We start from the raw sequence: 22,171 nt of genomic DNA on the forward strand, positions 1-22,171 counted from the left end.
TGAGGGATTCCCGCTGATTGGCAATTATCAGGACCTCATCAGCGGGCCCCCTTGTTACGGCTCGGGCATATCATCATTTCCTGCCTTTTTTCCGCATAAAAGTCCTGATCGGCGATTCGTAAGGGGAGAACAGGTTCATAACCTGTTCGTCTGAAAGCTTTTGCCCGCCCTGTATCTTTTTTCTTTTCCGTAGCAGCGTTGGCATATGGCGCGGCAGATCGAGTCTCGCCTTCAATGCACTTACCCCTTGGCCACGCATAACGGCAAGTATCAGCGCAGCGACGTCGTAAAAAAGCACCTTAGGCAGGTATCGTATCAGAACCGCTGTCGGCCAGTTTTTGATAATGACATACCATTTGTTGCGATGGGTATGGAATACCTTGAAAGGGCTCCACTCGCCGCTGGTGGCAGAATGGATATGATAGACCACAGCGCCAGGTGCGGTCACCGCTTGCCAGCCGGCCAGGCGGCATCTCCAAGCGAGGTCAAAATCTTCATAATAGGCAAAAAAATCCCCATCGAAAAACCGGTTTCCGACAACATCGCACGCCGATATAGAGCAGCTCCTCCGCATGGGCCGAAAACCGGCGCAGGCTCTTTATACTGCCCGCTGTCAACTTCGGCAATCCCTTTATTGTAGCCGAGCCCATTGCTGGCGATCATCAACCCTACGGAGTCTATGGTGTCTGGTTTATAGTAGTTCAACATTTTCGCCGCCACCAAGCCGACACGCTCATTGGCCTGGGCCGCAGTGACCAGCACCGAAAGAAATTCCGGATAGATCTTGGTGTCGTTATTCAGGGTAACGATGAATTGCCCCCGGCAATGCTCGAGCCCCACATTGTTTCCAGCAGCAAAGCCTATGTTCTGCGGTAATGCCACGACCCTTACCGCAGGATACTTTCTACGGATATAGTCAGGGGAGCCATCAGAGGACCCATTATCCACCAAAACGGTTTCGAAGTCCGTATAGGATTGTCGTAAAAGGGAATCGAGGCACTCTTTGAGGAATCGTCTGCCGTTCCAGTTCAGGATTATGACCGAGACCAGCGGGTTCAAAAGCGCCCGCCATACTTACCCGTTTTGCCCAAAAAGCCGTCGATGATCCCACCAATGACAGCACCCATCTTGGCGCGTGATTCTGCCTCAAAAAACAGTATACCGGTAAGTTCCCGCACGAAATTCATCAGGTCTTTGAGCATCCAACGGGGAAATTTCAATCCATACCGCCGGTAGACGAAGATCCGATTCCTGGCATTATAATACCGGCGCAGCGGACTGTGATTGAATGCCTTGAAGGTTCTGCCAAAGGCCCTGTGCAGGGTCATATGCCCCAAACTGTGCACCAGCAACGCATCGCTGACCTCAATGATTCTGTACCCGTTACTCCGCAGCCGCAGGCAAAACTCATGGTCGACGCAGTCCATGAAGAAAGCTTCCGGAAAAAAGCCGACCTTGCTAAAGACCTCTGTCCGCACCAGATTCCCAGAAGTCATGGTAGTAAAAACTTCAGTGTAAGGGCCGTCATCGCCCTCGGCATAGCTGCTGATTCTGCCGTATGCCGGTCCTTGTACCGTGGGCCGGCCAGAGCGACCTGACTGCGGAAGGGGCAGCCATTCAAAGCCGCCAGCATTGCCTCAATAAAGCCCTCTGGCGCACAGCTGTCCTGATCGAAGGTGGCAATCCAGGGATAGCCGCGGTCGCGGGCGAAGCGCACCCCCATGTTCAGGGCGGCGGCAATACCCAGGTTGTCCGTGTTGCTGATCAGGCTGACACCCTCAAGCTTCGTCGCCTCGGCCAGGACCCGTCTCCCCTCAGTACCAGAGGCATTGTCGACGATAACAATCTCCGCCACCTGTGGGGCCAGGGCTGCGATGTTTCTCAAAAGCTGCGGAGCGGGATTATAGGTAACGATAACGGCGCAGACCTCCTGCGCCCGGATCGTGGTCGTCTCAGCGTCCACCCTGACCATCCCCGTCGGACTTGCGGATAATAAAGATATTCTCTTCGATATTGAAGACAAAGGTTTCGATATCGAATGGATGACGCTGCTGCACCATAAGCAACATCTCCAACATCTCTCGTTGTGTCCAGCTGTGAAAGTGAATGCTGTACTCCATTGCCATGAGTTTTTCGACTTCTTTGACACATGCAGCCTCATCCTCTATTTTGCTCACATGACGGACCCATTCCTCGTAATGAGCTTTCCGAGACCCTTCGCCACCTGAGGCAAAATCAGCCAGTAAATGTTCGATGGTTGTAGCCGGACGCTCTGCGTCAAAAGTAAAGCGCTTGTCGGGTACGGCAAGATAGAGAATCCCCAAAGGTCTGAGAACGCGTAGCATGCTGTCCAGTGCCAGCAGCGGGTTTTCGCAATGTTCGATGAAGTGGTTGGCAATAATGAAATCCTGTGAAGCGTCAGGCACCGTTGCCAGGAGTTCGCCGTCATCGACAATATCCACATGGACCAGTTTTTCCCGCCGTAATTCGGGATAATGGCGGCGCAAGTCATCCACCTTCATCCGGTCCACATACCTGACCCGTGCCGAACTGGGAACTTTCAAGGGATTATGCAGGGCGCCGATTTCTATGCCGGTACCTCGCAGATAGCGGTAGGCGACTCTTCTGCGCATGGATCGAAGGCCATGCAGGCGACGTATTTTAGCTATCTTGAGCCTGATTGCTGCTAGTGCCGACACTAAATTAACTCCCTCCACTAATGTGGTCTGTTCCAGAGTGCCCCCCTTCACGGCGCAAGAAGGGTATCGACCGCCATGATGACTTCTTCCACCGGGATGGTGGTTATATCGGATGTCTGTTCGCCCCCCCCGGTACGTGTTACCGACTCGGCATGTTTGAACCCTGGGGGGTAAAGGGCTTGGGTCCGGGTAAAGACCTCGGCCGGATACGGACCAAACCTGCCGTAATGGCGCCGGTGAGCAGATAGACAACGGGTGTGCCCACCGAAACTGCAAGATGCACGGCAACCGTGTCGTTTGAAACCAGGAGCCGGGCACGGGACAGATATCCGGCTAATTGCGCCAGAGAGGTCCGTCCGGACATATCCACCAGGTCGATCCCCGGTGCCAGTTCGCGCACCCGCGCCGCTAATATACGTTCAGCGGGAGCCCCCGCCAAAACTACCGCCAGCCCATAGCGGGAGGCAAGGTGCCGGGTAACCTCAGCGAAGCCCTCGGGCCTCCAACGTTTCGCCGGCACGCTCGCCCCGGGGAAGACAACGGCATAGGGACGATCAATCTCCTCCGGCAATGGGACGGAACCACCATCAAAAGATGGACAGGTTATCGGCAATAACTGCCCCAGCAGCGCCTCGAAGAACTCCTTGTTCCGCAGAAACTCGAACGTGACCCCGGGACTCGTTGGCAACAGGTGCGTATAATAGCCGTCGGAGATCCGCTTCTGCCAAAGCGGAATGTTGCTTGTTCCACCGGAGCTGCCGATTCGTTCCACTGCCCCTGTTGCCCTGACAATCGCATCACCGAAATAGAATTCCCGGGAAAAGGCAGGTTGCACTGCAATCTCAAACCCCCTGCAGCGGATTTCCCTCAACAACCTAAACCGGTAGGCAGATTGTTCAGCAGTTTTTTTCTCTCCACCCAGATACAGTCACTGAAACAATCGCTGTCGAAGCTTTCCACAAGGGGGCGGATCTCCTCGTTGGCGCACAAGGTGATCCGGTAATCGCCATAACGCTCGTGGCTCTTCATTATGCGGACCAAGTTGCGCACGAGGATATAATCGCCGATGTGGTGCAGGTGTACCAGCAGCAGCGTCTTTGTTCGCACCGGTACCCGGCAGCCAACGGCCAGCAGATCCAGCGGCATGGTCAGCAAAAACCGAAGGGCCGCACCAACCGGTGTCCGTTTCATTTTCCTGCCCCCTGCAGAGCCTGCTTGCACTGCCTGAGCAAAAGATAAGCCCAGGTAGGCGCCAGCAAAAGCGGCACGAGCCGAAACCAGCAAGCCGGAAAGTCCCAGAAATGCCGCAGGTACAACCCCAGGACCCTCACCCGTACCAGCAGCCCCCGCCGTGCCGTATGTATATCCTCAGCATATCCCCGCAGGTGGGTGCCGATCACCTGGTTAACGATGCTCCGATACTCTGGGGAGCCTGTGCCGAAGAGTCGTGCAGCAATCCGGTCATAGCCGAGAACGTCGATCCTGATCCTGCAAGGTACTTCAACTCATTCAGGAAAGAGTCGTTGTTGGCCCGCCAGCCGACCAGCGGCCTGCTCAAATACATGACAGCACCGCTGCAATCGCGGATCATAGCCAACAGCTTGTAAACGTGCACGTAGGCAGAACCTATGAATTCTTCGTGGCCCGCCACCTGCAGCCAGCATGCACGCCGGAAAACCAACACCGAAAGATAGCCCAGTTCATAGGTGATATGATCGATTGCCTGTCGAGCGCCGGAGAAACGGACATCATTGGTGAATGCCCGCCTTAACGGCTGCCGGATCGGCAATAGGCTTCCAAAACTGCAATCGTAGTAGTTGCGCGACAGGATGGCAACATTGAGATCGGAGTTGTCGTCGATCCTTGCCAGCAGGACATCTATGGCACCCGGCTCCAGCCGGTCGTCGCTTCCCATCAGCCAGCAAAAATCACCTGAGGCAATGGCAACTGCTTGCAGATAGTTCCTGTCAGCGCCCAGATTTTCACTGTTTTTGTGGTAGACCAGATTGACCGGCAGATGGCTCTGCCAGCGCGCCACAACTGCAGCGGTGTCATCAGTGGAAGCATTATCACTGACACAGACCTCCAGTAAGGGTGTGTGCTCGATTGAAACCTGTGAAGCAATGCTTGCCAATAGCTCATCGAGGAAAACCGCTCGGTTATATGTGGGGATACAGATGGAAAGTCGCATACCTAGAGTGCCTGCCCCTTTTTGGGAACAATGCTGCGAAATATCCTTTTCGCAAAGCTTAAGACGCTAGCCGGCACCACAAGTAGCGGAAATATCTCCCGCCAGAACCGGCAAAACCGCCAGTAATGCCGCAGATATAACCAGAGCACTTTCCATTGTATAAGAGCGGTCGGTGCAGAGTATTTCAGATGATACACCAACTGCTTCCCTTGTACCTGCAGGACCCTGTTGATGATCGCCCGATGTTCTGCTGAGAAGTCGCCAAACACCGCTGCCCCGATCCAATCAAAGCCTTCCACATCAATCCTGATGCGGCCAAACAGTTTCAGCTCTTCTCCAAAGCTGTCATTGCCGGCCCGCCACCCAACCACCTCCTGCCTAACGAACATGACTTGGGCACCTTTCTTCATCATCGCCAGAAGCTTAAAAACATGCACGTAAGCAGATCCGATGAAAGGTTGATAGCCATCAATAGCGTCCCAGCATTCCTTTTTGAATACAAGAATCGATAAATAACCCAGGGCATGAGTCACCATGTACAACGCTTCCCGCGTGTCTGGGAACAGGAAATCACCCTTGAGATCATCAATCAGAGGATTTCCTAAGGGCGTTATCCGTTGAGTGAAATCAAAATTATAATCGTGGCGAAGGAAAACAAAAATCCCCGCATCCCGGTACTTTACAATGGAATCCAAGACTTTTTCGATTCCACCCGGTTCAATACGGTCATCGCTTCCAAGAAACCAGCAAAATTCGCCTTCCGCCATCTCGATGCTGCGGAGGTAGTTTGCATCAGCACCCAAGTTCCGTTCATTTTTGCGGTACATGATCGGGATCTTCAATCGTTGGCGCCATGAATCCACAAGCTGTTCGGTATTGTCCAGAGAGGCATTGTCACTTATGCAGAGTTCCACAGCTCCCACCATATCATCGCTGACCTGGGATGCTATACTGGCAATGGCTTCGTCTAAAAAACCGGCGCGGTTGTGTGTGGGAATGCAGATTGATAATTGGATGCTCATCAAGCCTCCATCCGGGCAGTTTTCATACGGCGATAAAGCACTACGGGCAATGCCCAGCTAACAGTAAGGATAAAGGATCCCATAAGCCCATAATCACACCGAATATCCTGTACTGGGGAATCAGCAACCATTGCAGGGACACACTCAGTGCAGCCTGAAGCGGCACAATAATCCAAAATGGCCGCAGGAAACTCATACTCTGCAGCACCATGGCAAAGGTATCGCTCCAGACGCGAATAGCAAAATAGCAGCCAAGCCCAACGATGAACAATGTGGGGACTACCAGATGCTGCTTCGGTGAAAGAAGATGAACTAACCAGGGCATAAGCAAGATCAAGGCAGCAGTTATCATGCAAATGAAGCAGATCCCCGCCAAATTGTAATCCCGAAGGTACTTCTTTACCCTGGGCCACTCGTTCCGTGCAATGGCCTCGGCACAGACCGGCCAAACAGCCGCAAGAAGAGCAGCATAGATAAAGAAGGCAATATTAAATATCTTGGTGCTCAGGTTATAAATGACAATTTCATCCGGCTTCAAAAATTGCGACATTACAACATAATCGATTTGCAAGACCCCTGCAGCCATAAGACCAAAGAACCAGAACTTCAGGGCACGCTTTATCAGAGGTCGGAGCAATTCTCGGTTGAGACGTTGGCCCGAACAAGCTGCTCCTCTCCCCACTAAAGCCACTACCGGCAATAAGGCAAGGGGCACAAATGAGGCCACCAAGCTCCAGTGGAGTTTTTCCGTACCCCCTAAACCAGAGCGGACAATGCTCCGGATTGCTAAGACGGTCAGCACGGCCCCGACGGCAGGAATGATATTTGCCAGATAGCCCCTCTGCTCCGCATACCAGATCTTATAGACAATGCTGCCGATTCCAATCATGATGGAGAGCGCTCCCACGGTAAAGAACTGCCGGGTCTTCTCACTTTCCGAAAGAAATACAAAGCTGTTCAATATCTTTGGAGCAATGAAGGGACTGATAAAGTAAAGTGCCGTGATGGTGACAAACAGCAAAGAGATGGCGACCAATGCCGCTGCCCAGATCAAATCAACATAGTCCTGTTCCCGTGCCCGACGTTCTGAGATATGATTTTGCAGGCTTATCCCCACCCCTAAATCACACAGCAGATACCACCCCTGTAGGCCACTCAAAACGGCATATGCTGCATATCGCTCCATACCTAAACCGTTGGTCAAAAGGCGAATAGTGACCAGGCCTGCGACCGCACTAATGACGCGACCAGCCCATGCACTACCGGCAACAAGCATGTGTGTCGGGATTTTTCTCAATGGACCTCTACCCCTTAACTCCCGACAATGCCACCAACCCATTCGACCATCCGCTTCACCCCATCCCGTGAGGACACCTGCGGTGACCAGCCCAGCACCTGCTCGGCCTTGGCAACATCGGCAACAAAAACCCGTTGGTCACTTTCCCGTGGTGGTAGCTTGGTATAATTCAGCTTCACATCAAGCAGTTCTTCCAGCAGGGAAAAAAGCTCCAGCAGGGATAGACTGTTGTCGATGCCGCCGCCGATATTGAAAACTTGTCCACGAGCGATTTCAATAGCTCCCAAGGCTTTGAAATAAAGAGCTCTCATATCGTCGGCGTGCAACAGATCTCGCACCTGCTTTCCATTGCCGGAAATGGTGAACGGCTCGTCAAGGACACCTCTTTTGCTTTCGACCGCTTTCTGGCAGAACCAGCCGACCCAACCCTGGTCGTAGGTGGCGAATTGCCTGCCTCCATACATGGATGAATGCCGAAAGACAACCGTATTCAAACCAAAAATCCGGGCATAGTCGAGCATATATTGATCCGCTGCGCCTTTCGAGCACCCATAGGGAGAATGGAACTCCAAGGGGGTGGTCTCATCGAATCCGCGCGGCCGATCGGTACAGACGTAGCGGGTCGGGGTCTCTTCATAGCCATACTGTTCCAGGTCGCCGTAAACCTTGTTGGTTGACGAGTAAAGTACCGCCGCCTCCGGGCAGTACAGGCGGACCGCTTCCAGGAGATTATGACTCCCCATCACGTTCACTTCGAAATCCATCCGGGGATTGGCAATGGAGGTCGTCATCGCAACCTGTCCGGCCAAGTGGAATACGGCGTCCGGGCAAAATTCCCGAATCAGCCGGGTAATGTCGTTCACATTGCGGATATCGCCATGCACATGACGGAAACGCCCCTGCCCCTTCAGCCAGGCCAGGTTGTCGACGGAACCCGCCCGGTAGAGGCTGTCGAACACCACCAGGTCATCCCCACGGCCAATGGCGTGAGCCGCCAGGTTACTCCCGAGGAATCCGCAGCCGCCGGTAATCAACAGTTTCATTTAGTCTTTTCCTTTCAGAGCGAATTGGTTGGTTCTCTCCAGCTCGATGGTCTGCCGGATGCCGTCCGGCAGGCGTATCTTGGGAGTCCAGCCCAGTGCGGCAAGAGCGGAAACATCGGCCCCGGACTCCATTACCTCATTTTCCCTGTAGGGAACCCCTCCGAAATTGAGGGTGGTACTGGAGCCGGTCAAGCGATGGATCATCTCGACTATCTCACGTATGGTAACGGGATTGCCCAAGCCGAGCTCGAACTCTTGGAAGCTTTCCCCACAGGCGACTGCTTTTTGGAGCAACAGCAGGTAGGCAGAGCAGACATCTTCAATATGAATGAAATCCCGCCGCTGTTCCCCCGGTGTCAGCTGCAAATCGGGAACATTCTGCAAACAGCTTCTGATGATATGGGTGATAAACTTGCTGTCGTCATCACCGGCGCCGAAGAAATGCTCCAGCTTGATGTTGACGAAGCGGATGCTTCCGCGTCTCGCGAACATCTCGCCCCAATCTCTAAATTGTTTTTTCGACAGGGCATAAAAATTCAGATTCGGTGCCAAGCTGGAATCGGTATTCAGAAAAGTAGTCGTGCAGGATGAGGAGGCAGCCTGCAGCAGCCTGAGCGGGAAAACGACATTGGCTTCCAGTATCTCTGCTGCAGATTCACCGGCCCGGCCGTAACAGGTGGCGGTATGAATTATGGTGTCAAAGGTACCCGCTGTTGTGAAAATCTGCTCAGAGCCGCATGTATCCAGATTGTAGGCCTTGATCTGGGAAAGGATATCGTGAATCCGGCGGGTGTCGGAACAACTCCTCTTCAGAATGGTCAGATCATGCCCCTCATGGAGAAGCGTCCGCAGGAGACGGCTTCCCAGGAAGCCGGTAGCACCGGTAATCAATATCTTCATTTGGTACAGTAACCCCGGATCGTATCGCTCATGTAGCCGATCATATCCTCGGTCATTCCCGGATAGACACCGACCCAGAAGGTGTCGCGCATGATCCTGTCGGTATTCTCCAGGCTGCCGACGACCCTGTATCCCTTACCGCTGCTTCGCATCCCATCGAAACAGGGATGTTTTATGAGATTGCCGGCAAAGAGCATTCTGGTCTGAATGCCTTTCATCTCCAGGTGATTGACGATCTCGTCGCGGGAAAACCGGGCTTGCTCCCTTACCGTAAGCAGGAATCCGAACCAGGATGGGTCGGAGTTTGCCGTCGCCTCGGGAAGGACGAAGATATCCGCCAGCTCTGCCAGGTTTTCCCGCAACTGCGCCCAATTTTTCTTCCTCGCCGCAATGAAGCCACTGAGCTTCTCTAGCTGGGCACAGCCGATGGCCGCCTGCATGTCGGTCACCTTCAGATTGTAGCCGAAATGGGAGTAGACATACTTGTGATCGTAGCCGTGGGGTAGTTCACCGAACTGCTGGGTAAAGCGGTTGCCGCAGGTATTGTCCCGCCCCGAGGGGCACCAGCAGTCCCGCCCCCAATCACGGAAGGATTCGACCAGCCTTTTCAGGGTGGTGTCATTGGTATAGACGGCCCCTCCTTCACCCATGGTCATGTGGTGGGGCGGATAAAAACTCGAAGTGCCAAGGTGGCCGATTGTTCCAGTGTAACGCATTCGCCGTTATACAAATAACGGGAGCCCAAGGCATCGCAGTTGTCCTCGATGAGCCAGAGGTTATGTCTGTCACAGAAGGATTTGACCGCTTGGAGATCAAAGGGATTCCCCAGAGTGTGGGCGACCATCACCCCTTTGGTACTCCCGGACAGTGCCTGTTCCAACTGAGTGCAATCAATATTGTAGGTGGGAAGTTCCACATCCACGAAGACCGGGACTGCACCATATTGAATGGCGGGGGCAACGGTTGTGGGAAAGCCGGCAGCAACCGTGATTATTTCGTCGCCCGGTTTCAACATTCTTTCCCCGAGCTTTGGCGAGTCAATGCCATCAATGCCAGCAGATTTGCAGAAGAGCCGGAGTTGGTCAGGGAACAGTGCTGGATGCCGAGAAACTCGGCAAATTCCCGCTCGAACCTTTCGGCATATCTGCCAGTGGTCAGCCAGAAGTCGAGAGACGAGTCCACAAGGTTGGCAATTTCCTTCTCGTCGAAAACACGTCCGGCATAGGGAATGCGGTTGCCGGGGAAAAATCTTTGGCTGCCCTTATGTTTGAACTCGTAGTATTTGATTGCAGCCTGAATCACCTGCTCGCGCAGAACTTTTTCCTCTTTCTTTCCCTCTTCCACAATCTATCCTTTCCTTAAGGTGCGTCAGGTTTCCCCGGAACCTTTACGTACTCCTCAATCTGCTGCAGGCAAACTTCCCGCAGGTCTCTTTTTTCCAGATAGCCGCGCGTCCACTCGACGATACTGTCCAGGGTCCGCTCCAGATTCCAGCGAGGCCGCCATCCAGTTCGGCCTTGGCTTTGGAACAATCCAGCTTCAGGTAGTGGGCCTCGTGGGGATGTTCACCCTCATCCAGCACATATCGGGCGCTTGTCCCCATCCGTTGCAGAGCCTCTGCACCAGCCATTCCACAGGCTTGGCATCCTCATCACGGGGGCCGAAATTCCATCCCTCCGCGAATCGTGGTCCCACTTCATGGAGCTTCTCAGCCAGCAGGAGATACCCGGAAAGGGGCTCCAGCACATGCTGCCATGGACGGATTGCGTGGGGGTTGCGGATTTTAACCGGCTCAGCTGCAAGAATGGAGCGGATCACATCCGGAATAAGCCGGTCGTTTGCCCAGTCTCCCCCTCCGATGACGTTGCCGGCACGGGCCGTGGCCACGCTGCGCCGTTGCATTTCCGATTGACGAAGTAGGAGTTGCGATAGGCTGCCGTGACCAGTTCCGAGCATCCCTTGCTGTTGGAATAGGGGTCATACCCCCCCATCGGTTCGTTTTCCCGATAGCCCCAAGCCCATTCCTTGTTTTCGTAACACTTATCGGTGGTGACGTTCACTACCGCGCGCACGCTCGGGCAATGGCGCACCGCTTCCAGCAGATGAACGGTCCCCATAACGTTGACAGCATAAGTCTCCACCGGTATCTTGTACGAATCCCGGACCAACGGCTGTGCAGCCATGTGAATGACGATCTCCGGCGAGGCCTTGGTCATTTCCACCTGCAACCGTGCCAAGTCCCGTACATCGGCAGTGATCGAAGTGACCAATTCGCCAACTCGTGCCAGGTCAAACAGGCTTGGGTCGGTCGGAGGCTCCAGGGCGTAGCCGGTCACTTGAGCCCCCAGCCTGTGCAGCCAAATGGAGAGCCAGGAGCCTTTGAATCCGGTATGCCCCGTCACGAAAACCCGTTTGCCCCGCCAGAATGAATTAGAATTCACGCCTCACCCCTCACCCTTTACGCCTTACGGAATGCTACCATACCTTCCATGGCGCCTTGCCACTGTTCCAGAGTTCTTCCAGGTAATGTTTATCCCTCAGGGTATCCATCGGCTGCCAGAACCCTTCGTGTTTATAGGCAACCAGTTCGCCATCGCGGGCCAGACCTTCCAACGGCTCACGTTCGAACAAGGTTGCGTCGCCGGGGATATAGTTGATAATCTTAGGCTCCAATACGAAGAAACCGCCATTGATCCAGTTGCCATCACCGGCAGGCTTTTCCATGAATGAGGTCACCCGGTCTCCGGCGCCGAAGGAAAGTGCCCCGAAACGCCCGGACGGCTGGGTTGAAGTGACGGTTGCCAGTTGGCCATGCTGCTGATGGAAAGCAACCAGCCGCGCGATATCCACATTGGCTACCCCATCGCCGTAAGTGAGCATGAAGGTTTCATCCCCCACGTATGGTGCCACCCGTTTCACCCGCCCACCGGTCATGGTTTCCGCCCCTGTGTCTACCAAGGTCACCCGCCAGGGTTCGGCGTACTGCTGATGCACCTCCATGCTGTTATTGCGCATATCGAAGGTGACATCGCTCATATGGAGAAAATAATTGGAGAAGTACTCCTTGATCATGTACCCCTTGAAGCCGAGGCAAATAATAAAGTCATTAAAGCCGTAGTGGGAATAGATCTTCATGATATGCCAGAGGATCGGCTTGCCGCCGATTTCAACCATGGGCTTCGGCCGCAGTGACGTTTCCTCGCTGAGCCGTGTGCCGAGTCCTCCTGCCAGAATAACCACTTTCATTGCCTCGCTCCCTGCTCCTTCGAATGCTTAGGTTTGGCCGGCCCTTTCGGGTCATCATGCGCCCCCCCGCCGTTCATCAGGATCAATGCCGGTTCAGCACCCAGCCGCAGCAGCTCCTGCCGCAGCGCTTCACCTTTTTTTATGGACGTAATGACGATGCGATGATTGCCCGACAAAAGTCCCATGGCCAGCGTCGCCACCTGTTTATCGAAAAAAATCTTTCCGGCCGCATCGTCATCCATGACTGCCGCCAGTTCTAATCCTATTTCACGCAGGGAAAGGTAGGCGATCTCGGCTACCTCATCGACGCCGCAAAAAGCGACGCTCCTGACACCCTGGCCATGAAGGCTCCTGAACAATGCCAGGTAGTCCTGGCGGGCAATGGTATAAAGGCTGGAAAAATAACCAAGGTGCTGGTAGGCAAGGCGGCTTTTTTCGGCTATTCCCTGTGGGGTAAGGAGGTAGGCGTAACGATTTCGGGGGAAGTTCTTTACCCTTACGAAACCCTTGCTGACCAGGTTTTTCAGGTAGGAATTGACGAGCCCCAGGGCAATGCCGAGGCGACTGGACAGTTCTCTTTGGGAGATGGGTTCCTCTGTTGCTATTTCGGCCATCAACCGCAGGGCACGGTAGCTGTCCAGGGTCTTCTCGTCTTGATCGTTCATGCAGTGAACACTACAGGAAACAGCAAAGATTAGCAATTAAAAATTTATCTCAACCGCCACTGGACAGTCCATGGGATGCCTATGAGTTCACTCCCCCCGTTCTTTTTTAAGCTTTTCAAACTCATGACGCATCAGTGCATTATCTTGAACAAGGTCTTTCAACTGATCGGAAAGTTTTGATATTTTTATGGAAAATTGCACTGCCAGAAGAATGAGAAATATGATCGACCCCAGGAATAGGGTGGAGGTGGGAAGCCCTGCCCCTATCAGGTGGGTAAGCGCCACTAGCCAGTCGTACTTTATGACCAAGATAAACATGGAGACGCTAGTGATGAGCCAAAGCAGGGAATATTCCTCCCTCAGCCGCTTCTTTCGCACCATATCTATGGTCAGGACAAAAACCAGAAGACTGACAATGATAGCAAAAATCTGCTGTTTCAACGGCATGTTCTACCTCCGGTACAGTTGCCGGTTCCGCAATAGGGTGACGAAAATGGACAGACACATCTTGAACATGTAGTAAAGGGGCTTGAAGCCGTTGTGCATGGTTTTACCCGAGGTGTTGGCATACATGCGCACGGGAATCTCCCTGATGCGGAAGCCTGACAGATTCAGGGTAATGAGCATGTCGGCATCGGGATAGTCGCACGGGAAGACGTCGGTGGTAAAGAACCGCATCACTTCCCGGTTGAAGGCCTGGTATCCGGAGGTGGGGTCGGTTATGGAACGGCCGATGAGGTTGGAAACGAGCTTGCGGAAGAAAAGTATCCCCAGCCGGCGGGAAAACGACGGGCGATAGCTCTCGACCCCCATGAAACGGGAGCCGAGGACAAAGTCGGTATCCCCGGAGACAACAGGAGCGAGAAGGTGCGGAATGAAGCCTGGATCATGCTGGCCATCCCCATCTATCTGCACCAGGTAATCATATCCGTTTGCATAGGCAAATTTATAAGCAGTCTGGATCGTCACCCCATAACCCATATTGAATGAATGGGAGATTACGATGGCCCCGGCATCCTTGGCCTCTCTGGCGGTACGATCCCGGGAACCGTCGTTGACGACAAGGATGTCCAAATCAGGGACGACTTTACGCACCTTCTCGATGACGCCGGCAATGACACCACCCTCATTATATGCCGGTATTACAACAATCGTTTTTGCCATTACAGTCCTAACTTCTGTTCGAAGTTCGAAGTTCGAGGTTCGGAGTTCGAAGTTCACTATTCACCAATCACTATTCACCAATCACTATTCACCAATCACTATTCACCAATCACTATTCACCAATCACTATTCACCAATCACCGATTTACCAATCACCAATCACCGCTTCCCGCAGCTTCGCCGCCAGTTCCGGATCGAGGGATCTCAACATTCGATACTGGTCTGCGGCCTGCCCTTTGTCTTTCATGGCAAGAAAGGCCAGTCCCAGATTGTAATAGGCCTGAGCCAGGCGCGGGTTCATGGAGATCGCCTTCTGGAAGTTCTCGATGGATTCATTGACTTGCCCCATTGAATCGTAGGCCAGGCCGAGATTGTTGTAAGCCAGGGCAAACCACTCGCTCTGATAGGTCGAGGTGATGCCGGCACTCATGTCGAACAGTTCATAAGTAGGACTGAAACGCCCGGTATAGCTGCCAAGCTGCGAGAGAGCCATGCCGATGTTGTTCCAGGCATCTGGAGAACCGGGAGAAATGGTTATGGAGGTAATGAGGGCCGGGATGGCCTTTTTCGGCTGGCGATGCTTGAGATAGGCGTAGCCAGGTTGTTCCATGGCCTGGAGAGGTTCGGCGATTTGGCGGCCACATCCTCCCAGAGGGTTATCTCGTCGGCCCAGACCCGGTTGCGGTTGAAGGTAAGCAGCGCCAGCACGCAGGACAGCAGCAGCATGGCTACCAGCAGACCATTGGCAGCTCTGGGCCTCCCCAGGGAAAGCTTTTCTACCCCTAGGACGATCAGGGTGGCAACGGCGATGAAGAAGCCCACCGACGGCAGATAGACGCGATGCTCGAAGATGACATCCACAATGGGGATGAAGCTGGATTCGACCGACAAGGTTATGAAAAACCAGAAGATGCCGAAGGCGATGAGGCGGTGATTGGTGATTGGTGATTGGTGATTGGTGACTGGTGAATACGCTTGGCCAACTTCCAACCTCGAACTTCGAACCTCGAACTTCGAACGATAAAGAAAATAGACGCCAAGACAAAACAAAGCCAGCAGCAGCAGGAAAGAAAGAATCACTCCCCCTCGAAAAAGGAATGGGAAACGGGGAAGTCGTACTCAAGGTTCTGTCCGGCCGGGAAAAAAAGCAGCCTCAGATAGGTCGCTACGACCTTGAACTGGGTGAACAGGTAGTCCAGCCGGGGCATGGCCGTCTGCACTTTCGTTAAAGCCGCGATCCTGTCCATGAAATGTCCGCCGGATGCACCGATGATGCTGAGCGGAACGATGATCAGGGTGAGAAGAAAGGCGCCGGCTGCCAATAAACGTTTGACGATGCTTCCCCTGAAAAAAAGGAATTCATAGAGGATGATCGTAAATGGAAGGGTGATGGCAATTTCCTTGGTTCCCATTGCCAGTGCCGCCAGGACGATTGAGAGTGCCCAAAATACGGCAGCCTTCAACCTGTGGCCGCCTGTTGAGTCACCCCGCTGGCTGCGAGCGAATATGTAGCAGACCAGTGACAAGAGGTAAAAGGTTGTGGCCAGGGAGGTGAATCGCTGGACGATATAGGTCACAGCCTGGGTCTGCAACGGATGGCTGACGAAAAGGAGAGCGGCCAAAAAAGCGATCCCCCTGCCCCGCCACTCACTGCTTTCCCCTGATGTGGACCTCCGGATAGTCAGGATCACCAGCAGATAGACCAGCAAAGCATTGGCAAGATGGACAGCAAGGTTGAAATAATGATAGCCGCGGACGGAAAAGCCGTCTCCCGTGAGCTCGGCGGCAATCTTGTAATTCAGGGCAAAGCTGAAATTTCCCACCGCCCTGTTCCCCCGTATCGCCAGCGGATCGGTCACTGATTCCGCACTCCTGACAGTGGGATTGCCGAGAATCGCCGGTACGTCGTCGAAATTGAACTGGGCGTCGAAGGTATTGGCGTAGGCAAAAAAACCCACGAGCATCAGTATCATGCCGTGAACAACAGCAGTGTGTCGTATCCTTCCAAAAAAGAAAGCGGGTATCTTACCGTTCAGCCAAGATGCACTCATCTGTCGCGTCCCTGTGCTCTTTGTCGTTCATCGTATGCAGCCATCAATAGCACGATTATGGGTTAATGTATAGGTGCATTAATGTGTTCCAAACCATTGCTAAGAGGTGTCAAGGCTTCAAAAAGTAATACAGAATTCTGGTGCGCCAACTGCACAACAAATGTACAGCCAGAGCAATTTTTCCCCTGATCTTGTATTCGGAGGCATGGGATCGGGCAGTGGCATAAGCGGCCAGAAGCTGCTCGTAGGCCCTTACGCTCCCCTTGGCCTCTCCGTGAATTCTGAAATCCGCCAGGATCTCGTGGACGACCCGAGGCGAAACTATGCGGGCAAAGCGGAACCAGAGGTCGTAGTCCATGTCCAGTTCCTTCTCCAGGTTCAATTCTCCAGCCTGCAGCCACAGCGATCTGGTCCAGAAGGTGGACATCTGGGGGATGAAGTTCTCGGTCAGCAGCTTGAATGGTGTAAAACGGCGCCCGCGCCAGTTTTTATATCTGACGATGAGACTTGAAGCGGGACGCCCTTCGCCATCGATCATGCCGGCCCGGCCATAGATCCAGCCCGGCACATCCCCGGAAAGACATGACGCCACCTTGGCCAACGCCCCCGGGCGCAGCCGGTCATCGGAATTGAGCCATGCCAGGATGCGTCCCCGCGCCACGCCCATGCCGCGATTGATGGCATCGGACTGCCCCCTGTCGGGAGCGAAGTGCAAAATCAGCCGCTCGCCGAATTCTCCCTTCAATGATTGCAGAAGTTCTCTGGAACCGTCGGTGGAGCCGGGATCCATGACCAGCAGTTCAACATCCACCGGCTGTTCAAGCACCGAACGCACTGCCTCCTCAAGAAATGCAACCTGCTGAAAGCAAGGCATGACAATGGACATCTGCGGTTGAAACGGCGTCGTCTCTGGCTTGCTGGTCATGGTTTGTGCTTTCTGGACAGGAGGTAATAGAGTAAAAACATACGGCGCTCGATCTGGGTAACCGGCATAAACCGGATCTTGAATTCGGTCAGGCTTGCTCCGTGCTTCCGGTAGAGAATGGTTTTTTCTTCCACGAACTCCGTCTCTCCGGCCAGTTCGCACAATTGCCCGAGCCACATGTCATGCATGGGAATCCGGCGGGGAAAAGGGAGGGCTATTTCCAGCATTTCCCTTGAAAATGCAAGGCAACATCCCAGGTAACGGTTGTTGAAGATGTTTTTCCAGAAACCTTTCCCGGCATTCAGCCGCGCGAAGATGGAGTCACTGATGATAGCCTCGTTCTCATCGACCACATAACCGTCCAGGGCGATCAGATAGTAACGATGGGGCTTTGCCGCAAACTTCTTTCTGATCACCGCCACTTTGTTGTCAAGCCAGACATCGTCTTGGTCAGCAAGGACGATCACATCCCCGCCGGCCTGCTTCAGGGCATTCTCGAAATTAAAGATGGGGCTATAGAAGGTGTTATCCCGGAAAAGGCGGATGCGCGAGTCACCAAAACCATTGATAATTCCAACGGTTCCATCAGTGGAAGAATCATCGGAAATTATCAGTTCATCATCTGCGGACAGCTGGCAAAGTATCGACTCCAGCTGGTGCCTGATGAACCTTTCCCCATTATGGGTCGCCATACAGACGGAAATGCGCATTAATCGTCCTTCTTCCTATTCAACCTCTTATTGTTCATCTCAAGCAAGCTTTTAATAAAACAAAAGGAGCGAAACTCGACCGTCAGGCGAATACAGCGCTTCAGCACAACCAGGCTGTAAAGCACACCATCGGTAAAACTCTCGACAGAATTTGCTGCCCCTTCCCGGAACAGCTCAAACCGCCTCAGGGCATCAGGGCGGCTCACCGCTCCCGTTCCGGAGAAACCGTGGCGGCACTGAATGGGCAGCACGCAAAAGGTTTCATGGTGCCTGCGCAACCTGTTGTTGAAAGCAAAATCGGCAAAATCAAGCCTGATCCGCTCGTTAAAGCCGCCGCAGCGTCCAAAGACATCGCCCCTGACCAACATGCCGCTATTGAGCACCGCCCTGCCCTGCAGCATCTGAATCCCTGTTCTGACCGTTTTTGGATGAAAGCCGGTCCGCATGAGATAGCGGCAGGGGGAACAGATTACTTCACCGGCTTTCAGCACCGGAGCGAAGAGGGAAACCTGAGGGCATTTTTCTATCCCTTGGCAGTAAACGGCAAGGGCATCCTCCGGAAACACGGTATCCTGGTCCAGCAGCAAAAGCCACTTTTTGCCGAGCTGCCGGGCAAGGCGGTAGCCTCGTTATAGGCCTTGCTAACGCCGGGGTTCCCAGCGTCATGCACATATTGAATGCGCCATGCCGGGTAATCATGATGGGCCGGTTCCATTGGCTCGGGGCTGTTGTCATAGACCAGTAGTTCGAGGCAGCCGCCCAGCTTTTCCAAAGAGTGTGACAGGGAAGAAAAAGTCTCGGTGTCAGCCAGCTTGCGGCGATAAATAACTTCCACCGCCAATATGTCATTCAGGCACTCTTTCACCAGCCCCCTCAATATTCAATACGATCTTCTTAACACGCTCTTCCCAGGTATTAGACCTGGCAAAGGCGACGCAATCGCATTGGTTTTTTTTTGCCCCCAGTTCTCCCCTGATCAGGCGATCAACCAGGGAGAGATACTCGTCCATACCCCGGTAGAGGTGTACATAATCGCCGAATCTCTCGCTTTCCGGGTAGCGGACGGCGATGGCGGGCTTGCCGCTGTAAACATATTCGTAGAGTTTCACCGGGTCCACACCAAGAACCAGCTCATTGACCGTGAAGGGCATGATCAGGGCATCTGCTTTATCCATCACCGTATAAATCTGCCGATGGACTACTGGTCCCAAGTGGAGGATGCGCTCATGGCCGGTAAGCTTATCTCGCAAGGCCCGATCAGCAGGATCACTACCTCCCGATGCCGCTCTACGGTCTTGACGAGAAGCTCCACATCCAGCCATGAGGCTACGGTTCCTATGTAGACAAGCTTCATATGTGGGCTGGCCAGTGCAGCATCGACAGCAGGTGGCAGTACCTGGCCGGCACCTTCATCCTCCAGGTGAATGCCGTTGTTGACCACGTTGATCTCTTTATTGAGGCCATAGCGCTCCATGAGCGTTTTTTTAAGGCTCTCGGAGGAGGCAAAAATGGTGTCGCTCCGCTCAAGAAGTTTCCCTTCGGCAGCCAGCATGCGGCGGCTCCAGGACGGATTGCGCCGGGCCAGGTCAAAGGCCGGGTGGTTGTCCATACAGTCGTACACCACCTGAGCACCCGCAGGGATTATCTGCGCAACCGCCTCATACATCTCCGGATGGCTGATCCAGACGACGTCGTAACCACCGATCTTTCCCTTGAGGTATAGCCTGAGGATCCAGGCGTTTATTGCCGCAACCGGCGCGAGTCTGTTGAAGGGAAGAATAACCAGCGGGGTGAGGGAAAGCCCCGGCAATGATACATTTTTAACCAATTTCCCTTCGAAAGGGACCCGGTAAAAACGGTAAACCGCATCAACAGGATAATGATCGGTCAGCCCTTCGGCGATAAAATGGGGTCTCTGTTTGATCCAGCCCCAGGGGAGATGCATGAGGTAGAGAATTTTTTTCATGAAATAGCCAGTTTACCGGTCAATTGCCGCATGGGTGTTCGAAATTTTTCCTGATGAGGTCGGCTATGACTCCTGCCTTGCGTCCCAGGTATTTTCAAGGGCTTCCATTTGCAGAAGCTGTTTATAGACTGCATCTTCACGCAGCGTCAGCGCATGACCGATTTTGGCAATGAAGTCATCATGGTTTTCACCCACCAGCACCGAGCGATACTTTCGGCACTCGGGCATCCCGGTGGTGACAATGGGGTGCCCCATGGCCATATACTCGAAAAGCTTGATGGGGGAGGTTGACTCGGTAATGTCATTGAGCAGGAAAGGGATGGTTGCCACATCGAACCAGCAGGTGTACTCGGGTAGCCGCTGATAAGGCACGGGGCCAGTAAAGATCAAGTTCGGCAGAGAGTCAAGCCGGTGCCTTTCCAACGTGCCATCGTAGTCAAAGCCAATGAGCACCACCGTATAATCGGGCCGTTCCCTGGCAATGCGTCTTACCAGCTCATAGTCGAACCAACTGGCCAATGCGCCCATATAGCCGATCAGTGGCCGGCCGGCGGATACGGCCGGTTCCAGGCATTGGGGAACAGCCTTGCCACGGCGGGATACGGCAAAATGGGTGTAGTCCACGCCGTTGGTCACAAGGGCGCAATTCCGGGAACGGCAGAAGACAACCTCCCGGTACAGGAGGTCCGCCGTGGCCACCACAATACAGCGCTCATCCGCAAGCAGCAGCCGGTGCTTTTCGTAGGTGTAACTGGGGATGCGAAAACCGGCAAGCTTGTCGTTCAGTTCATCCACATACTCATAGATAATCAGACTTCCCTGGGCGAGCTCCCGCCGTATATCTCCCGGTGTGGTCTGATAATCAGTCGAATAAAGATGCAGGATCTTACGGCCTGGCAGCCGCTGCAACAGTGACAATCTGTTGGTTAGATAGAGGTTAGGGGCAAGCTGTTCAAAACCTTGGACATCATCGTAAAGGCAATTATCGGTACAGTAGAAATAGAGGAGTCCCTGACCAGCCAGGGCCTTGGCCAACTGCTGGGGTCTCTGGAACAGGGGTATGTGCCAATTGATGACGGGAGGGTAGACGATGACGGGCTGATTACGGTGCAGTTCCAGAATCGCGGACAGGTCCTGCCGGTCCTTTGGCCGTACCACCGCCAGGCGCAGCACATGCAGTTTGCGCTTTATGGCTTTCCAGGTTGGGCCAAAACCTTCACCTGCCAGCAGCGTACAGAACACGTACAGATACCGGACCGGCGCAACCCGGTTCAGACGTTCACGCAGGCGATACACCATCAGTTCAAGCATTCCGCCCTCTGTGCATCAAGTTAACATAGAACTGTTTGGTTGCACTTTTCAATTTTAACTCTTAAACCATACCGTTCTGTTGACATATTCCGTGTAACTCATGATTATTCGGAGGACCTTGCGGGAGACGTTCTCGGTATCATAATCAACAAGTGTCTTGAAGGGGTGACTGCAGCCTGCATAGTGGGCGGTGGCAACATCGATGGAGGAGAGCACGGCGTCTGGTTTGAGGCCACTCATGATCAGGGTAGTTTCGTCCATCCCTTCCGGCCGCTCGTGGGCCTGGCGAATAGTGATCGCCGGAAATCCAAGGATGGAGGATTCTTCAGTGATGGTCCCACTGTCTGACACTACGCAGAAGGCATTTTTCTGCAGCTTCACATAATCCAGGAAGCCAAGTGGCTTAAGGAAGCGTATTCGAGGGTCCTGCACGGTGATGTTTAATGCTTCCAGCCGCTTCCGTGTTCGGGGATGGGTGGAGACGATGACCGGCATCTGGTAACGGTCGGCAATAGCATTCAGTGCTTCCAGGAGATCGGCAAAATTTTGCTCGCTATCGACATTCTCCTCCCGATGGGCGCTCACTACAACATAAGCAGATGGCTTCAATTCCAGCCGCGACAAAACGTCCGACGCTTCTATTTTCGGCTGGTAAAAAGCCAGCACCTCCTGCATTGGCGAGCCGGTTTTTATGACTGTTTCCGGGCGAACCCCTTCGGCCAGCAAATACCGCCGGGCATGTTCAGAGAATACCAGATTGATATCGCTCGTGTGATCGACGATCTTGCGGTTGATCTCCTCCGGTACCCGCTGATCAAAACACCGGTTTCCGGCTTCCATGTGGAAAATGGGGATTTTTCGTCTTTTGGCTGCGATGACGGCAAGGCTGCTGTTGGTATCCCCCAGAACAAGCATGGCATCGGGCTTTTCACTAGCCAGCACTTCGTCGAATTTAGCGATGACATTGCCGATGGTCTGTGC

Annotated in this window: 33 protein-coding genes; all 33 read right to left on the reverse strand. The window is 53.7% G+C overall.

Annotated features, from left to right (window positions below):
• Window positions 1-73: 73 nt before the first annotated feature.
• Window positions 74-556 carry a glycosyltransferase family 2 protein gene (locus JCM15764_RS21430; protein ID WP_243688250.1) on the reverse strand — a complete coding sequence of 161 codons (483 nt, stop codon included), beginning with the start codon at window positions 554-556 and terminating at the stop codon, window positions 74-76.
• Window positions 445-1,059 carry a glycosyltransferase family 2 protein gene (locus tag JCM15764_RS21435; protein ID WP_243688237.1) on the reverse strand — a complete coding sequence of 205 codons (615 nt, stop codon included), beginning with the start codon at window positions 1,057-1,059 and terminating at the stop codon, window positions 445-447. Before JCM15764_RS21435 ends, JCM15764_RS21430 begins: the two co-directional genes overlap by 112 nt.
• Window positions 1,056-1,496 carry a glycosyltransferase family protein gene (locus tag JCM15764_RS03065; protein WP_054692456.1) on the reverse strand — a complete coding sequence of 147 codons (441 nt, stop codon included), beginning with the start codon at window positions 1,494-1,496 and terminating at the stop codon, window positions 1,056-1,058. The genes JCM15764_RS21435 and JCM15764_RS03065 overlap by 4 nt, the downstream gene beginning before the upstream one ends.
• Window positions 1,493-1,963, reverse strand: a complete 471-nt coding sequence (locus JCM15764_RS03070; RefSeq protein WP_243688238.1) for a glycosyltransferase — start codon at window positions 1,961-1,963, stop codon at window positions 1,493-1,495. The genes JCM15764_RS03065 and JCM15764_RS03070 overlap by 4 nt, the downstream gene beginning before the upstream one ends.
• The gene (locus JCM15764_RS03075) at window positions 1,953-2,699 is read right to left on the reverse strand and encodes a methyltransferase domain-containing protein (protein WP_243688239.1); all 747 of its coding nucleotides are present in this window, start codon (window positions 2,697-2,699) and stop codon (window positions 1,953-1,955) included. The genes JCM15764_RS03070 and JCM15764_RS03075 overlap by 11 nt, the downstream gene beginning before the upstream one ends.
• Before the next feature lie 139 nt (window positions 2,700-2,838).
• Complete coding sequence (locus tag JCM15764_RS03080; RefSeq protein ID WP_243688240.1) at window positions 2,839-3,534, reverse strand: glycosyltransferase family 9 protein; 696 nt, start codon at window positions 3,532-3,534, stop codon at window positions 2,839-2,841.
• A 32-nt stretch (window positions 3,535-3,566) separates the two neighbouring features.
• Window positions 3,567-3,890 (reverse strand): hypothetical protein, encoded by a 324-nt coding sequence (locus JCM15764_RS03085; RefSeq protein ID WP_054692466.1) that lies wholly within the window; start codon window positions 3,888-3,890, stop codon window positions 3,567-3,569.
• A complete protein-coding gene (locus JCM15764_RS03090; RefSeq protein ID WP_054692469.1) occupies window positions 3,887-4,099 on the reverse strand; it encodes a hypothetical protein in 213 nt (70 codons plus the stop codon). The genes JCM15764_RS03085 and JCM15764_RS03090 overlap by 4 nt, the downstream gene beginning before the upstream one ends.
• Window positions 4,096-4,890 (reverse strand): glycosyltransferase family 2 protein, encoded by a 795-nt coding sequence (locus JCM15764_RS03095; protein WP_054692472.1) that lies wholly within the window; start codon window positions 4,888-4,890, stop codon window positions 4,096-4,098. The genes JCM15764_RS03090 and JCM15764_RS03095 overlap by 4 nt, the downstream gene beginning before the upstream one ends.
• 2 nt (window positions 4,891-4,892) lie before the next feature.
• Complete coding sequence (locus JCM15764_RS03100; protein WP_054692476.1) at window positions 4,893-5,912, reverse strand: glycosyltransferase family 2 protein; 1,020 nt, start codon at window positions 5,910-5,912, stop codon at window positions 4,893-4,895.
• A gap of 40 nt (window positions 5,913-5,952) precedes the next feature.
• On the reverse strand, window positions 5,953-7,209 hold the full coding sequence (locus tag JCM15764_RS03105; protein ID WP_243688241.1) for an MATE family efflux transporter: 1,257 nt from the start codon (window positions 7,207-7,209) through the stop codon (window positions 5,953-5,955).
• A gap of 14 nt (window positions 7,210-7,223) precedes the next feature.
• A complete protein-coding gene (locus JCM15764_RS03110) occupies window positions 7,224-8,252 on the reverse strand; it encodes a GDP-mannose 4,6-dehydratase (RefSeq protein ID WP_054692482.1) in 1,029 nt (342 codons plus the stop codon).
• On the reverse strand, window positions 8,253-9,152 hold the full coding sequence (locus JCM15764_RS03115; protein WP_054692485.1) for an NAD-dependent epimerase/dehydratase family protein: 900 nt from the start codon (window positions 9,150-9,152) through the stop codon (window positions 8,253-8,255). It abuts the gene before it with no gap.
• Complete coding sequence (locus JCM15764_RS29230) at window positions 9,149-9,808, reverse strand: DegT/DnrJ/EryC1/StrS family aminotransferase (protein ID WP_279384229.1); 660 nt, start codon at window positions 9,806-9,808, stop codon at window positions 9,149-9,151. Before JCM15764_RS29230 ends, JCM15764_RS03115 begins: the two co-directional genes overlap by 4 nt.
• The gene (locus tag JCM15764_RS29235) at window positions 9,805-10,167 is read right to left on the reverse strand and encodes a DegT/DnrJ/EryC1/StrS family aminotransferase (RefSeq protein WP_279384230.1); all 363 of its coding nucleotides are present in this window, start codon (window positions 10,165-10,167) and stop codon (window positions 9,805-9,807) included. Before JCM15764_RS29235 ends, JCM15764_RS29230 begins: the two co-directional genes overlap by 4 nt.
• Window positions 10,161-10,496 (reverse strand): DegT/DnrJ/EryC1/StrS family aminotransferase, encoded by a 336-nt coding sequence (locus JCM15764_RS29240; RefSeq protein ID WP_279384231.1) that lies wholly within the window; start codon window positions 10,494-10,496, stop codon window positions 10,161-10,163. Before JCM15764_RS29240 ends, JCM15764_RS29235 begins: the two co-directional genes overlap by 7 nt.
• 195 nt (window positions 10,497-10,691) lie before the next feature.
• Entirely contained in the window at window positions 10,692-11,039 is a 348-nt protein-coding gene (locus JCM15764_RS29245) for a Rossmann-fold NAD(P)-binding domain-containing protein (RefSeq protein ID WP_243688242.1), read from the reverse strand.
• Entirely contained in the window at window positions 10,967-11,593 is a 627-nt protein-coding gene (gene rfbG, locus JCM15764_RS29250) for a CDP-glucose 4,6-dehydratase (protein ID WP_243688243.1), read from the reverse strand. Before rfbG ends, JCM15764_RS29245 begins: the two co-directional genes overlap by 73 nt.
• A gap of 34 nt (window positions 11,594-11,627) precedes the next feature.
• A complete protein-coding gene (rfbF, locus tag JCM15764_RS03130) occupies window positions 11,628-12,398 on the reverse strand; it encodes a glucose-1-phosphate cytidylyltransferase (protein WP_054692488.1) in 771 nt (256 codons plus the stop codon).
• Window positions 12,395-13,063 carry a winged helix-turn-helix transcriptional regulator gene (locus JCM15764_RS03135; RefSeq protein WP_243688244.1) on the reverse strand — a complete coding sequence of 223 codons (669 nt, stop codon included), beginning with the start codon at window positions 13,061-13,063 and terminating at the stop codon, window positions 12,395-12,397. Before JCM15764_RS03135 ends, rfbF begins: the two co-directional genes overlap by 4 nt.
• An 87-nt stretch (window positions 13,064-13,150) precedes the next feature.
• A complete protein-coding gene (locus JCM15764_RS03140) occupies window positions 13,151-13,510 on the reverse strand; it encodes a DUF2304 domain-containing protein (protein ID WP_054692491.1) in 360 nt (119 codons plus the stop codon).
• 3 nt (window positions 13,511-13,513) lie between these two features.
• Entirely contained in the window at window positions 13,514-14,227 is a 714-nt protein-coding gene (locus JCM15764_RS03145) for a glycosyltransferase family 2 protein (protein WP_054692494.1), read from the reverse strand.
• Between the two features lie 145 nt (window positions 14,228-14,372).
• A complete protein-coding gene (locus JCM15764_RS03150; protein ID WP_243688245.1) occupies window positions 14,373-14,837 on the reverse strand; it encodes a tetratricopeptide repeat protein in 465 nt (154 codons plus the stop codon).
• Entirely contained in the window at window positions 14,762-15,217 is a 456-nt protein-coding gene (locus tag JCM15764_RS03155) for a hypothetical protein (RefSeq protein WP_243688246.1), read from the reverse strand. Before JCM15764_RS03155 ends, JCM15764_RS03150 begins: the two co-directional genes overlap by 76 nt.
• 86 nt (window positions 15,218-15,303) lie before the next feature.
• Window positions 15,304-16,191, reverse strand: coding sequence for a hypothetical protein (locus JCM15764_RS03160; RefSeq protein ID WP_243688247.1), 888 nt, complete (start codon window positions 16,189-16,191; stop codon window positions 15,304-15,306).
• Between the two features lie 196 nt (window positions 16,192-16,387).
• Window positions 16,388-17,203: a glycosyltransferase family 2 protein gene (locus JCM15764_RS03165; RefSeq protein WP_054692507.1), complete on the reverse strand. Its 816-nt coding sequence runs from the start codon at window positions 17,201-17,203 to the stop codon at window positions 16,388-16,390.
• Entirely contained in the window at window positions 17,200-17,913 is a 714-nt protein-coding gene (locus tag JCM15764_RS03170) for a glycosyltransferase family 2 protein (protein WP_054692510.1), read from the reverse strand. The genes JCM15764_RS03165 and JCM15764_RS03170 overlap by 4 nt, the downstream gene beginning before the upstream one ends.
• On the reverse strand, window positions 17,913-18,479 hold the full coding sequence (locus tag JCM15764_RS03175) for a glycosyltransferase family 2 protein (protein WP_054692513.1): 567 nt from the start codon (window positions 18,477-18,479) through the stop codon (window positions 17,913-17,915). Before JCM15764_RS03175 ends, JCM15764_RS03170 begins: the two co-directional genes overlap by 1 nt.
• The gene (locus tag JCM15764_RS03180; RefSeq protein WP_054692516.1) at window positions 18,437-18,778 is read right to left on the reverse strand and encodes a hypothetical protein; all 342 of its coding nucleotides are present in this window, start codon (window positions 18,776-18,778) and stop codon (window positions 18,437-18,439) included. The genes JCM15764_RS03175 and JCM15764_RS03180 overlap by 43 nt, the downstream gene beginning before the upstream one ends.
• Entirely contained in the window at window positions 18,759-19,091 is a 333-nt protein-coding gene (locus JCM15764_RS03185) for a glycosyltransferase family protein (protein WP_054692519.1), read from the reverse strand. The genes JCM15764_RS03180 and JCM15764_RS03185 overlap by 20 nt, the downstream gene beginning before the upstream one ends.
• Before the next feature lie 20 nt (window positions 19,092-19,111).
• On the reverse strand, window positions 19,112-19,879 hold the full coding sequence (locus tag JCM15764_RS03190; protein ID WP_054692521.1) for a glycosyltransferase: 768 nt from the start codon (window positions 19,877-19,879) through the stop codon (window positions 19,112-19,114).
• Between the two features lie 63 nt (window positions 19,880-19,942).
• Complete coding sequence (locus JCM15764_RS03195; protein ID WP_054692523.1) at window positions 19,943-21,190, reverse strand: glycosyltransferase; 1,248 nt, start codon at window positions 21,188-21,190, stop codon at window positions 19,943-19,945.
• Between the two features lie 54 nt (window positions 21,191-21,244).
• A partial coding sequence (locus tag JCM15764_RS03200; protein ID WP_054692527.1) for a UDP-N-acetyl glucosamine 2-epimerase occupies window positions 21,245-22,171 on the reverse strand: 927 nt, incomplete at its 5' end.

The sequence above is a fragment of the Geotalea toluenoxydans JCM 15764 genome (genome assembly GCF_001311985.1).
Lineage (GTDB): Bacteria > Desulfobacterota > Desulfuromonadia > Geobacterales > Geobacteraceae > Geotalea > Geotalea toluenoxydans.

Excerpts from the sequence above, each read along its gene's own strand:
- JCM15764_RS03165 (WP_054692507.1), bottom strand. The coding sequence starts at position 17,203 with ATGACCAGCAAGCCAGAGACGACGCCGTTTCAACCGCAGATGTCCATT.
- JCM15764_RS03150 (WP_243688245.1), bottom strand. The coding sequence starts at position 14,837 with ATGGAACAACCTGGCTACGCCTATCTCAAGCATCGCCAGCCGAAAAAG.
- JCM15764_RS03135 (WP_243688244.1), bottom strand. The coding sequence starts at position 13,063 with ATGAACGATCAAGACGAGAAGACCCTGGACAGCTACCGTGCCCTGCGG.
- rfbF (WP_054692488.1), bottom strand. The coding sequence starts at position 12,398 with ATGAAAGTGGTTATTCTGGCAGGAGGACTCGGCACACGGCTCAGCGAG.
- JCM15764_RS03195 (WP_054692523.1), bottom strand. The coding sequence starts at position 21,190 with ATGCTTGAACTGATGGTGTATCGCCTGCGTGAACGTCTGAACCGGGTT.
- JCM15764_RS03110 (WP_054692482.1), bottom strand. The coding sequence starts at position 8,252 with ATGAAACTGTTGATTACCGGCGGCTGCGGATTCCTCGGGAGTAACCTG.
- JCM15764_RS03170 (WP_054692510.1), bottom strand. The coding sequence starts at position 17,913 with ATGCGCATTTCCGTCTGTATGGCGACCCATAATGGGGAAAGGTTCATC.
- JCM15764_RS03145 (WP_054692494.1), bottom strand. The coding sequence starts at position 14,227 with ATGGCAAAAACGATTGTTGTAATACCGGCATATAATGAGGGTGGTGTC.
- JCM15764_RS03065 (WP_054692456.1), bottom strand. The coding sequence starts at position 1,496 with ATGACTTCTGGGAATCTGGTGCGGACAGAGGTCTTTAGCAAGGTCGGC.
- JCM15764_RS03115 (WP_054692485.1), bottom strand. The coding sequence starts at position 9,152 with ATGAAGATATTGATTACCGGTGCTACCGGCTTCCTGGGAAGCCGTCTC.
- JCM15764_RS29235 (WP_279384230.1), bottom strand. The coding sequence starts at position 10,167 with ATGTTGAAACCGGGCGACGAAATAATCACGGTTGCTGCCGGCTTTCCC.
- JCM15764_RS03140 (WP_054692491.1), bottom strand. The coding sequence starts at position 13,510 with ATGCCGTTGAAACAGCAGATTTTTGCTATCATTGTCAGTCTTCTGGTT.
- JCM15764_RS03160 (WP_243688247.1), bottom strand. The coding sequence starts at position 16,191 with ATGCTCGTGGGTTTTTTTGCCTACGCCAATACCTTCGACGCCCAGTTC.
- JCM15764_RS03100 (WP_054692476.1), bottom strand. The coding sequence starts at position 5,912 with ATGAGCATCCAATTATCAATCTGCATTCCCACACACAACCGCGCCGGT.
- JCM15764_RS03085 (WP_054692466.1), bottom strand. The coding sequence starts at position 3,890 with ATGAAACGGACACCGGTTGGTGCGGCCCTTCGGTTTTTGCTGACCATG.
- JCM15764_RS03095 (WP_054692472.1), bottom strand. The coding sequence starts at position 4,890 with ATGCGACTTTCCATCTGTATCCCCACATATAACCGAGCGGTTTTCCTC.
- JCM15764_RS03190 (WP_054692521.1), bottom strand. The coding sequence starts at position 19,879 with ATGAAAAAAATTCTCTACCTCATGCATCTCCCCTGGGGCTGGATCAAA.
- JCM15764_RS29230 (WP_279384229.1), bottom strand. The coding sequence starts at position 9,808 with ATGACCATGGGTGAAGGAGGGGCCGTCTATACCAATGACACCACCCTG.